Annotated in this window: 13 protein-coding genes; 9 read left to right on the forward strand and 4 right to left on the reverse strand. The window is 73.6% G+C overall.

Annotated features, from left to right (window positions below):
* Nucleotides 1–50: 50 nt before the first annotated feature.
* The 9 genes from RZ50_RS23515 to RZ50_RS23555 all read left to right on the forward strand — a co-directional run bounded on the left by RZ50_RS23515 (nt 51) and on the right by RZ50_RS23555 (nt 10,174).
* The gene (locus RZ50_RS23515) at nt 51–1,247 is read left to right on the forward strand and encodes an MFS transporter (protein WP_196948008.1); all 1,197 of its coding nucleotides are present in this window, start codon (nt 51–53) and stop codon (nt 1,245–1,247) included.
* 116 nt (nt 1,248–1,363) lie between these two features.
* Entirely contained in the window at nt 1,364–2,584 is a 1,221-nt protein-coding gene (locus tag RZ50_RS23520) for a sedoheptulose 7-phosphate cyclase (RefSeq protein ID WP_196948009.1), read from the forward strand.
* The gene (locus RZ50_RS23525) at nt 2,581–3,864 is read left to right on the forward strand and encodes a serine hydrolase domain-containing protein (protein WP_196948010.1); all 1,284 of its coding nucleotides are present in this window, start codon (nt 2,581–2,583) and stop codon (nt 3,862–3,864) included. The genes RZ50_RS23520 and RZ50_RS23525 overlap by 4 nt, the downstream gene beginning before the upstream one ends.
* Nucleotides 3,861–4,718, forward strand: coding sequence for a TIGR03619 family F420-dependent LLM class oxidoreductase (locus RZ50_RS23530; protein ID WP_196948011.1), 858 nt, complete (start codon nt 3,861–3,863; stop codon nt 4,716–4,718). The genes RZ50_RS23525 and RZ50_RS23530 overlap by 4 nt, the downstream gene beginning before the upstream one ends.
* Entirely contained in the window at nt 4,715–6,400 is a 1,686-nt protein-coding gene (locus RZ50_RS23535) for an FAD-binding oxidoreductase (protein ID WP_217680806.1), read from the forward strand. The genes RZ50_RS23530 and RZ50_RS23535 overlap by 4 nt, the downstream gene beginning before the upstream one ends.
* A 4-nt stretch (nt 6,401–6,404) precedes the next feature.
* Nucleotides 6,405–7,106, forward strand: coding sequence for an HAD-IA family hydrolase (locus RZ50_RS23540; RefSeq protein ID WP_196949605.1), 702 nt, complete (start codon nt 6,405–6,407; stop codon nt 7,104–7,106).
* Nucleotides 7,103–8,074 carry an ROK family protein gene (locus RZ50_RS23545; protein WP_196949604.1) on the forward strand — a complete coding sequence of 324 codons (972 nt, stop codon included), beginning with the start codon at nt 7,103–7,105 and terminating at the stop codon, nt 8,072–8,074. Before RZ50_RS23540 ends, RZ50_RS23545 begins: the two co-directional genes overlap by 4 nt.
* 70 nt (nt 8,075–8,144) lie before the next feature.
* Nucleotides 8,145–9,371, forward strand: coding sequence for an alcohol dehydrogenase catalytic domain-containing protein (locus RZ50_RS23550; protein ID WP_196949603.1), 1,227 nt, complete (start codon nt 8,145–8,147; stop codon nt 9,369–9,371).
* Entirely contained in the window at nt 9,368–10,174 is an 807-nt protein-coding gene (locus tag RZ50_RS23555; RefSeq protein ID WP_196949602.1) for an SDR family oxidoreductase, read from the forward strand. The genes RZ50_RS23550 and RZ50_RS23555 overlap by 4 nt, the downstream gene beginning before the upstream one ends.
* Here RZ50_RS23555 and RZ50_RS23560 read toward each other — a convergent pair.
* The 4 genes from RZ50_RS23560 to RZ50_RS23575 form a co-directional block, all read right to left on the reverse strand.
* Nucleotides 10,078–10,614, reverse strand: coding sequence for a MerR family transcriptional regulator (locus RZ50_RS23560; protein ID WP_196949601.1), 537 nt, complete (start codon nt 10,612–10,614; stop codon nt 10,078–10,080). The two genes, RZ50_RS23555 and RZ50_RS23560, sit on opposite strands and share 97 nt — an antisense overlap.
* A gap of 562 nt (nt 10,615–11,176) precedes the next feature.
* Nucleotides 11,177–11,446 (reverse strand): hypothetical protein, encoded by a 270-nt coding sequence (locus tag RZ50_RS23565; RefSeq protein ID WP_196949600.1) that lies wholly within the window; start codon nt 11,444–11,446, stop codon nt 11,177–11,179.
* Nucleotides 11,447–11,718: 272 nt separating this feature from the next.
* Nucleotides 11,719–12,405 carry a TetR family transcriptional regulator gene (locus tag RZ50_RS23570; protein WP_196949607.1) on the reverse strand — a complete coding sequence of 229 codons (687 nt, stop codon included), beginning with the start codon at nt 12,403–12,405 and terminating at the stop codon, nt 11,719–11,721.
* 144 nt (nt 12,406–12,549) lie between these two features.
* The coding region (locus RZ50_RS23575) for an acyl-CoA dehydrogenase family protein (RefSeq protein ID WP_256463757.1) at nt 12,550–12,852 on the reverse strand (303 nt) is incomplete at its 5' end.

Genomic DNA, 12,852 nt, shown 5'->3' on the forward strand with positions numbered 1-12,852 from the left:
AGACGGCGTTAGCGGATACGCGCCGGCGGCTTCTGTTCGCCGGATTCATCGTGGGGGCGTTCGCCCTGGGCACGAGTGAGAACGTGGTCGCGGGCATCCTGCCCAACATCGCGCACGGCCTCGGGGTGACCGAGGGGTCCGCGGGGCTGCTGGTGACGGCGTACGCCGCCACCGTGACGGTGGCCGGGCCGCTGCTGACGCTGTTCCTCGACGGGGCCCGGACCAAGCGGCTGCTGCTGTGGTCGCTCGTGGTGTACCTGGCGGGCTCGGTGCTCGCCGCGACCGCCACGACCTTCGCCGTCGGGCTGGCCGCGCGGGTGCTGACCGGTCTCGTGCACACCACCGTCCTGGTCGTCTTCATGACGACCGCGATGCGGCTGGCGCGCCCCGGCAAACAGGCGTCGGCGGCGGCCGGCATCACCCTCGGCCTGTCCCTGGCCACCGTGCTGGGTGTGCCGATCGGGGTGCTGCTCGGTCAACACGTGGGCTGGCAGGCGGCGTTCGCTCTGGTGGCGGTGCTGTCCGCGATCAGCCTCGGTGCCGTGGCGCTGACCTTCCCGCCCGACGAGGCACCGGCCGAGCGGGCCTCCGGCAACCGGTCCGCCGGGCTGCGCGGGCTGGGCCGGGCGCCCCTGCTGCTCGGTGTCGCGGTGACCGCGCTGACCGGCATGGCCGCCCTCACCCTGGTCACCTACGTGGCCCCGTTCCTCACCGACGGCGCGGGGCTGGACCGTTCGCTGATCGTCTGGGTGATGCTCGTCTACGGCATCGGCTCGGTCGTCGGCAACACCGCCGGCGGCCGGCTGGCCAACCGCAACGTCGTACGGGCCATGGCGATCACCGTCACCGCCACCCTGGTCGTGCTGGCCGGGCTGGCGATCGGCGCCACCAGCACCCCGGTGGCGGTGGTGCTGACGGTCCTGGTCGGCCTCGCGTACTTCTCGACCTTCCCCGCGCTGAACACCTGGGTGGCCACCAACGCCGGCGAGGTGTCGCCCATCCTGGCGCTCTCGGTGAACAGTTCGGCGTTCAACGTGGGCATCGCCCTGGCCGGCGCGGTGGGCGGCGCCTACCTCGACGGCGGACGGCCCGCCGAGGGGCTGCCGCTGCCGGCGCTGGTGCCCGCCGTGGCCGCCGCCGCCCTCGCCTGGGTGCTCTTCGCCCGGTACGGCCGTGCCCGCACGACGCCGCCGCCGGCCGCGAACGACGCCGAGCCCCCGGTGGAGGAGCCGGCCCGGAGCCGGTGAACCGGGGCCGGTGAGCCGGAGCGGATGAGCGGGACCAGTCGGTCCGTCCTGCCCCGCACCAGGAAAAGCGCTGAATTCGGACTTTCAGACCATCGCGTCATGTCATGGAGGAATCAATGATCCCCACTGAGGAGTACCGGCACCGCCTGGCCCGCGAGGCCGGGGGCCGGTGGACCGTCGACGCGGTCAAGCAGGTCAGCTACGAAGTCCTGGTCCACCGGGACCTGTTACACCCCGACGATCCGTACCTCTCGGACGCGCTCCGCACCAGTGCCGGCCCGGCCGGACGCGCCAGTGACCGGCGGCTGCTGGTCGTGGACGCCGTGGTGGAGCGCATCTACGGCTCGGCCATCGACGCCTACTTCCACGAGCACGGCTTCCGGACCGCCAAGCTCGTCCTCGACGCGCACGAGCAGGTCAAGGACTGGGCCAGCGTGGACAAGGTGCTCGCCGCCATGGACGGCTTCGGGGTCGACCGCCGCCGTGAGCCGGTGATCGCCATCGGCGGCGGGGTCCTGTGCGACGTGGTCGGCTTCGCGGCGAGCATCTTCCGCCGCGGCACCCCGTACGTCCGCATCCCCACCACCCTCATCGGGCTCGTCGACGCGGGCGTCGGCGTCAAGACCGGCGTCAACCACCTGGACGGCAAGAACCGCATCGGCACCTACGCGCAGCCGCTGCTCAGCCTGCTCGACTCCCGCTTCCTCGGCTCGCTCCCCGTCCGCCACCTGAGCAACGGCATGGCCGAGATCCTCAAGGTGGCGCTGGTGAAGTCGCGCCCGCTGTTCGAGCGGGTCGAGGAGGCCTCGCTGACCGACCTGCGGGGCGTCTTCGAGAGCCCGCGGAACGCGGAGACCGCCGACTACGTCATCAAGGAGTCCATCCACCTGATGCTCGAAGAGCTCCAGCCCAACCTGTGGGAGGGCGTCCTGGAGCGGTGCGTCGACTACGGGCACACCTTCAGCCCGACCGTCGAGATGCACGCGGTCTCCGAGCTGCTGCACGGCGAGGCCGTGGCCATCGACATGGCGCTCACCACCGGCATCTCGCTGGAGCGCGGCCTGATGACGGAGGACGACGCCGTCCGCGTCCTGGACGTGATGACCGGCCTCGGGCTGAGCCCCTGGAACGACGCGCTGAAGGAACAGGAGCTGCTGGTCAAGGCGCTGGAGGACACCGTCCGCCACCGCGACGGCCTCCAGCGGCTGCCGCTGACCCGGGGCATCGGCGACCACGTCTTCGTCAACGACGTGACGCCGGCGCAGATCGAGGCGGGCGTGGCCTTCGTGGAGTCCTACGCCCGGGACCTCGCCCGGTGGCAGGGGTCGGTGGCATGACGGGCCTGCACGAGACGGCGGACACCGACGGCAGACCGGCCCCCGGCAGCAGACCGGCGCCCGACGGCAGAACGGCACCCGCGGCAGGCCCGGCCGGCGCGGCGCCGGCCGACGGCGTGCACGGCTCGGTGGCCCCCGGTTACGAGGCGGTCCGGGAGGTCTTCGCCACCAACCTCCGGGAGGTGGAGGCCGGCGCGGCCTTCTCCGTCCACCGCTACGGCGAATGCGTCGTGGACCTGTGGGGCGGGATGGCGGACGGGCACTCCGGCGCGCCGTGGACGCGGGACACCCGGGCGCAGATCTTCTCCGGCTCCAAGGGCGTGATCGCCACCATCCTGCTGAGGCTGTGCGACGAGGGCGTCCTCGACCTCGACCGGCCGGTGGCCCACTACTGGCCGGAGTTCGCGGCGCACGGCAAGTCCGGAGTCACCGTCGGCGACGTCGCGACCTACACCGGTGGGCTGCCCGCCGTCACCTCCCGGGTGGTCGACCACCAACTGCTGGGCAACGCCCGGGAGATGGCCGCCATCCTGGCCGCGCAGAAGCCGGTGCCCGCCCCGCGGCTCGTCTACGGCCCGTACACCATGGGCTGGATCCTGGACGAACTCGCTGTGCGCACCACCGGCCTGACGCTGCGGGACGTCTTCCGCGCCTGGATCGCCGAGCCCCACGGGCTCGCCGTGGACTGGACCGCGTGGTCCCCCGGGCAGGTCGCCCGCGTCAGCTACGACGACGCCTTCACCTCGCAGTACGACCGCTTCAACACCAGCGAGGACGCGCTCGTACGGGCGATCTGGGCCAACCCGATCCCGTTCCCGCAGGGTGCGGTCGTCTGGAACTCCCCCGGCCTGGCGGACACCTACGTGCCGGCGGCCAACGTCGCCGGCACGGCCCGGGACATCGCCCGGATGTACGGCCTGGTCGCCGAGGACCTGCGCCGGCGGGACGGCGGACGCGGCAACATCGCCCGGGCGTCGATCGTGCGCGCGGCGGTCACGCCGTCCGTCCGGCAGGAGGACCCCGCGCTCGGGTTCCCCTTCGCCTACGGGCGGGGCGGCTACCGCCTCAAGGGGGTGCCGCGCGGTGGTGTCGACAGCGACATGTTCGGCCACGACGGCGGCGGCGGCTCCGCGCACTTCGCCTGGCCCGGCAGCGGCATCTCGCTGTCGTACACGCCCAACCGCCTGCTCGACCTCGGCAACGACGACCACCGCGCCGGTTCGCTGATCCGAGCACTGAAGCTGTCCCTGCACGAACTGGAGGACGCGTCCGCGTCATGAAGACCAGCATCTCGATTTTCCAGACCGCCGACACGGCCCCGGTGCCGGACCTCGCGCGGTACCTGGAGGACGCCGGGTACGGCGCCCTGTATTTCTGCGAACACACCCACCAGTCGGTGCGGTTCGCGGCCCAGGCCCCGACCCTGGGGCGGCGCTTCCGGGAGACCTACGACCCGTTCGTCGCCGCGCAGGCCGCCGCGTCGGCCACCAGCGCGCTGCGGGTGGGTTCCGCGGTGACGCTGCTCGCGCAGCACGAGCCGATCGCCATGGCGAAGCGGCTGGCGTCCCTGGACCGGGTCATCGGCGGGCGCCTCGACGTGGGGGTGGGCGCCGGCTGGATCGAGGATGAGATGGAGCGCCACGGGGTCGACCCCCGGCGGCGCAACGCCCGGCTGACCGAGCACGCTCTGGCCGTCCGGGCGCTGTGGTCGGGCGAACCGACCACGGTGCACTCCGAGCACATCGACTTCGAGGGCGTCGTGGTGCTGCCCACCCCGCTCCAGCGGCCGGGCCCGCCGATCTACGTGGGCGGCTCGGGCCCCCGCGCCCTGGAGCGGATCAAGGCCTTCGGCGACGGCTGGATGCCGGACTTCGGGTCGGTTCCGCCCCGGGTGCTCCTCGGCCGGATCGGCGAACTCCAGGCCCGGGAGCAGGAGTGGGGCCGCCGGATCCCGATCACCGTGATGGGCGTGCCGCACGACCCGACCGTGATCGAGGCGCTGGCCGCCGCGGGCGTCGACCGGATCGCCACGCTCGCGCCGTCGGCGCCGCTGCCCGAGATCCGGGCCTTCCTCGACCCGTTCGAGCGGGCCCTGCGGGCCGTGTTCGGCGCGGGGACGGAGGCTCAGGGGTGAGCACCGGCGCATCCGGGCCGGACACGGCCCCCGCCGGCGGCGGCTCGCGCGCCGACCGCCTGGGCAGGCGCGGATTCCTCGCCCGGGCGGCCGGCGCGGGGCTGGCGGGCGCGGCACTGACGGGTGCGACCGTCCTGCGGGAGACGCCCGCCGCGGCGAGCCCGGCCCCCACCGCGGAGGCCGCCCCCCGTACCCCGGCGGAGGTTCCGGTGGTGCTGGAGGGCCGGGATCCCCAGTACGACTCCCTGCGGGTCGGCTACAACCGCCGCTTCGACGTCCACCCCGACGAGATCCTGACCCCGCGCGACGCGGAGGAGGCCGTCGCCGCCGTCCAACGGGCCCTGGACCAGGGGCGCCGGTTCACCGCGTACGGCGGCGGGCACTGCTTCGAGGACTTCGTCCTCTCCCCCGACGTGCGCTCCCTGATCAACATGAACTCCCTGGACGCCGTGGCCTTCGACGCCGGGCGCGGGGTCTACTCGGTGGGCGCGGGCGCCCGGCTGCTGAACGTGTACGACAGCCTGTACCGCCGGTACGGGGTGACCGTACCCGGCGGCGTGTGCTACTCGGTCGGCGTCGGCGGGCACGTGCTGGGCGGCGGGTACGGTCTGCTCTCCCGGCTACACGGCCTGACCGTCGACCACCTGCACGGCGTCGAGGTGGTCACGGTCGACGCGCAACGCCGGGCCTCGCTGACCTACTGCGACCGGAACAGCACCGGCGACCTCAAGGACCTCTTCTGGGCCCACACCGGGGGCGGCGGCGGGAACTTCGGCCTGGTGACCCGGTTCGACTTCCGGACACCCGGGGCGGAACGCTCCCTCGTCTCCCCGCCGGCCGGCGTGCAGATCGTCACCTGCGACTGGCCGTGGGAGGGCGTCGGCCCGGCCCAGCTCGGCGCCTTCTTCTCCGAGTTCGCCGACTGGTGCGCCCGCCACCACGCCGACGACCCGGCCTACGACGCGGTCTTCCCCTGGCTGACCGTCCGGCACCGGGACTTCGGCGGCATCGGGATGGTCATGCAGGTCTCGGCCCCGGACTCGGCGCCGCTCGGCGACGCCCTCGTGGCACGGCTGGCAGCGACCCTCGGCCGCGACGCGGGCCCCTCCCACGTGACCCGGGAGTCGATGCCCTGGCTCAACTCGGTCCGCCTCATCGGCACCTCCAGCGCCGAGAACAGCAACCCCAACCGGCGCGGCAAGCAGGGATCCGCCAACTTCCGGGGGCAGTTCACCGAGGTCCAGAAGGCCGAGATGTACCGGGCGCTGACCGAGCCCGTCGAGGGGTCGGTCTCCGCCGGGATCGACGTCGCCGCCCTCGGCGGCGCGATCTCCCGGCCCGCCCCCGGCGACACGGCCGTCCACCAGCGCGACGCGACCATGCGGCTCCTGGTGCAGACCTTCTGGCAGGACGCCGCGCACGACACGCCGAACATCGCCTGGCTGCGGCGCGCCTACCACGGCATCTTCCGCGAGACCGGCGGCGTGCCGGTCCACAACGCGGTGACCGCCGGGAGTTACGTCAACTACCCGAACAGCGACCTCTCCGACCCCGCCCTCAACACCTCGGGCGTCGGCGCGGGAGAGCTGTACTACGGGCAGAACTACGCGCGGCTGCGCGCGGTCAAACGCCGCTGGGACCCGACCCGCGTCTTCCACCACGCCCAGTCCGTCGAGGGGTGAACCCATGAGCACGTCCTTCACGTCCTTCACGTCCGCCGCCGTCCGCGCCGTCCTCTTCGACATGGACGGCACCCTGATCGACTCCACCGCCGCCATCGAGCGGGTCTGGACCGACCTCGCGGTGCGCCGCGCACTGCCCGTCCCGGACGTCCTGGCGGCGCTGCCCGGCCGGACGGCCCACGACATCCTCGCGGGCTTCCTCGCCGACCCCGCCGAGGTGGAGGCCGAGGCCGCACGGCTGCGGAGCGTCCAGCTCTCGGCCGTCGACGGCATCGAACCACTGCCCGGTGCACGCGAGTTGACCGCGTCGCTGCCACCGGAGCGCTGGGCGGTGGTGACCGCCGCGCCGGAGGGGGTCGCCCGCGCCCGGCTGGCGGCGGCGGGCCTGCCCGTACCCGTCGTGCTGATCGGGGAGGAGTCGGTGACCCGCGGCAAGCCCGACCCGGAGGGGTACGCCCGGGCGGCCCGCGCTCTGGGCGCGGAGCCGTCGGAGTGCGTCGTCTTCGAGGACGCCGAGGTCGGCCTGCGGGCCGGGCGGGCCGCGGGCGCCCGGTGCGTCGGGCTGGGCCCGGCCGTCGCCGCCTCCCCGAACGCGGACGCCTGGCTGCCCGACCTGCGCGGGATCACGGTCACGGCGGTTGCGGCGGGCGGTGCCCTGGAGCTGCGGCTGCCCGTCGCCGGCCACCCGTCGGGGAGCCCGCGGTGACCCGGGAGGCACCCGCCGAGGTCGGCGTCGACGTCGGCGGCACCTGGCTGCGCATCCGCAGCGGCGGGGCCACCGAGCGCCGCCCCGCTCCCAGCCTGCTGAACCATCCGCGGCTGTCCACCGACGAGCTGGCCGAGCTGCTGCTCGACGAGCTGCTGGGCGCGGCCCCCGCCGACGGCGGCCGGGTCACGGTGTCGCTGGGCGCGGCGATGGACGACCGCAGCGGCCGCGTCCACGGCTCGGCGCCGCTGTGGGGCGAGGCCCGGATGGAGCGCGACCTGGTCGGCGAGCTGCGCGCCCGGCGCCCGGAGGTCGGCTGGCACGTCCACAACGACGTCACCTGTGCCCTCGCGGACTTCGCGGCCTCCGTCGCGCACGAGGGCCACCGGCAGGTCGGCTACCTCACCGTGAGCAGCGGCATCGCGCTGAAGGTCGCCGACCTGCGCACCCGCGACCTGGCCGTCGACGCGAACGGGCTGCAGGGCGAGGTCGGCCACCTGCAGACCGCCGTACCGGCGCACCTGCCGCAGCTCCTCGGCCTGCCCTGCGAGTGCGGCGGCACCGGCCACCTCGCCTCGGTCTCCTCCGGGCCGGCCATCGCCCGGGTGGCGGAGGCGCTCGGCACGCCCGGGTTCCGGGCCGACACGTTCGCCGATCGGCTGGCGGCGGGGGATCCGGAGGCCGCGGCCCTGCTGGCCGCCGTCACCTTCCCGGTGGCGCAACTGCTCCGCTGGCTGCGCGCGACCCACCCACTGCTCGACCTGGTCGGCATCGGCGGGGGCGTCGCGGAGGGCCTCGGCCCGTACTACGAGGACGCGCTGCGCGCCCAGCTGGCGCAGGACTCCGGCTACTTCGAGGGCGGTACGCCGTCCGGGCCCGGTGTGCGCGTGCTGCGACCGGGCGAGGTGGACCCCATCCGCGGGGCGCGGCGCATGGCCGACGGCTTCCTCACCGTCGTCACGTCCTGAAGCCGACCGACCGAATCCGACCGAATCAGACCTGATCCGACCGACCGAATCCGACCGAAGGAGAGCGCACATGGAACACCTGGCGATCGAGCGCCACGGCGGACTCAGCCGGGTGACCGCGCGGGCCACGCCCGTGCCGGGCCCGGGTGAGGTGGTGCTCGCCCCCGAGTCCGTCAGCCTGTGCGGCACGGACATCCAGATGCTGCGGGGGCTGCGCGACGATCCCTCGCCGGTGATCGGCCACGAGGGCGCGTGCCGGGTGGTCGCGGTCGGGGCCGGGGTCACGGAGGTCGCGGTCGGGGACCGCGTCGCCGTCAACCCGACGCACCCGGGCGACCCGTCGTTCCTGCTGGGGCACAACGTCGACGGGCTGTTCCAGCAGCGGGTGCTGATCGCCGCCTCGGCGGTCACCGCGGGGCTGCTCGTCCCCCTGGGCGAGAAGCTGGAGTCCGCCGCCGCCACCCTGGTCGAGCCGACGGCGGTGGTGACGTACGCGACCGACTGCCTGGCCGGCTCGCCGTACGAGGAACTGGTGGTCATCGGGGACGGGCTGATCGGCAATCTGGCCGCGCTGCGGGCCTCGCTCGACCCCGCCGCCAAGGTCACCCTGGTGCACGGCGGCGAGGCCGGGCTGGCGTGGTCCGCACGGCACCTGCCCGGCGGCACGGTGCGCCACGTCCTCGCCCGGGACCTGGTCCGGGTGGCGGCCGAGAACGCGGACCGGCCGGTGGCGGTGCTGATCGGCACCCACCGGGACCGCACGGTGGCCTCCCTCGACCTGGCCCGCCAGGCCTACGGGGACGCCGTACGGGCGGTGCACCTGATCGGGGGCGTGGCCCCGCACGCGACCAGCCGGTACTTCCCCGGGGTGGACCTCCCGGGCGTCCGGGCGGCCAACACCGGCGGCCCGGTGCCGCCGCACGAGGTGCGGTGGTCGGACGGCCGGACGCCGCCGGTGCGCTTCACCGGGAACCGGGGGGTCACCGGGCGGGCGCTCGCCGCCGCGGCGGCCGAACTCACGGCCGCGGACGGCAGGTTCGACGTCCTGATCACCCACCGCAGGTCGATGCGGGAGGGCGCCGAGCTGATGAACCGCATGATCCACGGTCGGAGCCGGGTCGTGGACGGCGAGGTGGTGATGCGGCTGGTCGTCGACCTGAACGACGACCTGCTGGTCCGCACGGCGGACGCCGGCGCCGAGTCCGCGGGCACCGACCGGTCCGATGCCGCCGGCGTCGGCCGTACCCCTGGCGGCGCCGGCAGCGGTGACGCCGACGACATCCGAGGAGTCCGATGACACAGCGTATCGCCCTGGTGACCGGGGCCAGTTCGGGCATCGGGCGGGCCACCGCGCTCGCCCTGGGCCGGGCGGGCCTCGACGTGGTCGTCGGCTACGGCCGCAACGCCGGGGCCGCCGAGGAGGTCGCCGAGCTGCTCCGGGAGAAGGAGGGCGTCCGGGCCTGGACGGTCGGCCTGCCGCTGGAGGAGCCGGAGGCGGCGGTGGCCGCGCTGCGCGGCGCGGTCGAGGAGGCCGGCGGGCTGGACGTGTTCGTGAACAACGCCGGGGTGAACCGCCGTGCCCCGTTCCTGGAGGAGAGCCCCGAGGACTGGCAGCGGGTGCTGACGGTGGACCTCACCAGCCCGTTCCGGCTGGCGCAGGAGGCGGCGCGGGCCATGGTGCGGGCCGGCCGGGGCGGGCGGATCGTCAACGTCACCAGCGTGCACGAGCACATCCCGATCGCCGGGGGCAGCTCCTACTGCGCGGCGAAGAGCGCGCTGGGCATGCTCACCAAGACGATGGCCCTGGAACTGGGCGCGCACGGCATCCTGGTGAACTCCGTCGCCCCCGGAGAGACGGTGACGCCGATGAACGGCCACGCCGAGGGCGTCGACGCCCGCTCGCTGGCCCGACCGGTCGTTCCGGTGGGCCGGCCCGGCGCCCCCGAGGAGGTCGCCGGGCTCATCGTCCACCTGGTCTCGGAGGGCGCCGCCTACACGACCGGTCAGTCGTTCGTGATCGACGGGGGGCTCTCGCTCATCGCCGCGGACGCCAACGTCCAGTCGGTGCTGGGGATGCGCCCGGAGAGCACCGCGATGTAGCGGCGGGTCAGTTCCAGTGACCGGATCTCGTCGGAGATGCGCTCGAATTCGCGGTCGAGGGTGTCGTCCAGCTCACCGCAGAGCCGGGCGAGGTTCAGCCCGTCGTGGACGCAGTCGATCAGCAGCTGGATGTTCTTGGTGCTGATGCGCCCGTCGATCAGCACCCGGATCAACCGCACTCTGGAGACGTCGTTCTCGCGGTAGAGGCGGTGCCCCTGGGGGGTGCGGGAGGGTTCCAGCAGGCCGCGGCTCTCGTAGTAGCGCAGCAGCCGCTCGCTGACGCCGGTCCGGTCGACCATCTCACCGATGCGGAGGGTTCCCTCCCCCGCGTGGGGGGTGGGCTCGGCGGCGCCGCCGTACGCCCGGGAGGAGAGCCGCGTCAGGGGATCGGCCGGATCGGCCGGATCAGCCAGATCGGCCAAGGGGGAGAAAGAGGTCATGGACACGGGTCACCTCCAGTGGTGGGTGGGAAACGACCGGCCCGTGGCACGGCCGTCGCGGGTGGTGGGAGCCGTCGCTCCGACGGCTGGTGGCTGCTCGGCGCTACACATCTCTTCCCCCGAAGGCATCTCTCGTCGTCCGCCGTACCGGTCCCCCGCATCGAAACACCGGAGCCCGGTGGTGACGGGCTCGCCACCGGTGGCAGGTGTACGGGGGATTCCCTGACGGGCACTCCCCCGGTGCGTCTGAACCATCCGGTGCCGTGGAGGTCTCGTCGCCGAGCCTCACGGGGCGAGGGGAGAACTCCGCGGGTACTTCCCGCGGCCCCCTCCGGTATGCGGAGCAAAACCTCGAACAGCACACCGCACACGCAGCGTTTCCGTCAAGCGATCACCGCTCAACCAGTCAGGAACGTTTGGCCGAAACAGGCCTGTCCTGCCCGTGGTGCGGAGACGGCAATGAGCGGGCCCCCGCCGGTCGGCGGGGGCCCGCTTCTGCTTGCCCGGCCGGCTCGCGCCGGGCGCTCAGGACGCCCTCAGGCGAGCGGCACCGGGAGGGTCGTCAGCCCTTCTGCCAGGTCGCGCCCGCGCCCGCGAAGGCGCCGGAGACACCGGAGTCGTCGGCCCAGATCCAGAAGTCGGTGTGCTGGAGCCCGTCGGCGTTGACGACGGAGTTCGTGTCCGCGACGCCGGCGCCGTGCTCGTTGACGACGAACTGCCCCTTGCCGAAGTTCGCGTCCAAGCCTTCCTGGGCCGAGGCCAGGCCGGCGCAGCCGATCACGAGCGGGGCGGTGAGGGCACTGACGGCCAGGACACGCTTGAGAGCACGCATGAAGATCTCCTCCACGGAGTTCGGGGTCGGGGCGGCGGCGCCGGTCGGCCCTGCCGCGCTCCCAGACAGCCACGCTCCGCATCCGGTCGCAACCGACGCCACGCCGGGCCGACCTCACGCCCCGTCAGAAACGCCGCGATAACCAGCAGAAATACAGATCAGGTGATTATCGCGAGGATCAGTCGGCCGGAGCACGCCCACCACAACCCGACCGGCTCACTGTGGGTGACTCCCCCGGGGCCGACGACGTCCGGGCGAGAGACGAGGGCCCCTCAGACGCGGCGGGGGTTCTCCAGGGCGCCCTCGATGCCCTGGACCATGCGCCAGAGCGGGGCCCGGCGGCTGGCGACCAGGACGACGACGTCGTCGGTCGCGGGCTCGCCACCCGGGGTGCGGTCGGCGGGGCGGTCGCTCCAGGTGCCGGTGACGAAGGCCATCGCCGCGTCCACCTCGGCCACCCAGTCGCTCTCGCCGCCCGAGCGCAGCCAGGTGCGCAGGGCGTGGTTGTGGGCGGAGACCACCGCGGCCGCGATCACGTCGGCGCGCAGCGGGCCGTCCGGGCGGTCGGCGAAGCGGCCGCGCAGATAGGCGGCGAGGGTGTGCTCGTAGCGCCAGACGACTGACAGCTCGTAGGCCCGCAGGCCGGGGACCTTGCGGGTGAGGCGGTAGCGCTGGACGGAGAAGGAGGGCTGCTCCGCGTACATCCGCAGGACCAGGCGGGCGGCGTCGCAGGCGTGCTTGACCGGATCCTCCTCGCCGGTGCCGGAGTCCAGGAACTCCGTCATCTCGGCGAGGCTGCGCTCGTGGTCGGGGAAGACCACGTCCTCCTTGGCCGGGAAGTAGCGGAAGAAGGAGCGCCGACCGACGCCGGCCAGCGAGACGATGTCGTCGACGGTCGTCTGCTCGAAGCCGCGCTCCAGGAAGAGCTCGAAGGCCGCGGCCACCAGCGCCTCGCGCATCGCCGGCTTCGAGGGCCCGTCGTTCATGGGCTGGTCCTGCTCTTCCTTCTCACTCATTCTCCGGAACTTAGCATCGGCGCGACGAACCGGCCCCGACGGCCGGGCGGCTGACCGGACCGGCCGTCGGGGCACGTCAGGCCGTGGTCACGGCAGGTTGCGGGCCATGACGATGCGCTGGACCTGGTTGGTGCCCTCGTAGATCTGCGTGATCTTCGCGTCCCGCATCATCCGCTCCACCGGATAGTCCCGCGTGTAGCCGTACCCACCCAGCAACTGCACCGCGTCCGTGGTCACCTCCATCGCCACGTCCGACGCGAAACACTTCGCCGCCGCCCCGAAGAACGTCAGATCCGCATCCCCACGCTGCGACTTCGCCGCCGCCACATACGTCATCTGACGAGCGGCCTCCAGCTTCATCGCCATGTCCGCCAGCATGAACTGCACACC

Source organism: Kitasatospora sp. SUK 42 (genome assembly GCF_015776785.2).
GTDB lineage: Bacteria > Actinomycetota > Actinomycetes > Streptomycetales > Streptomycetaceae > Kitasatospora.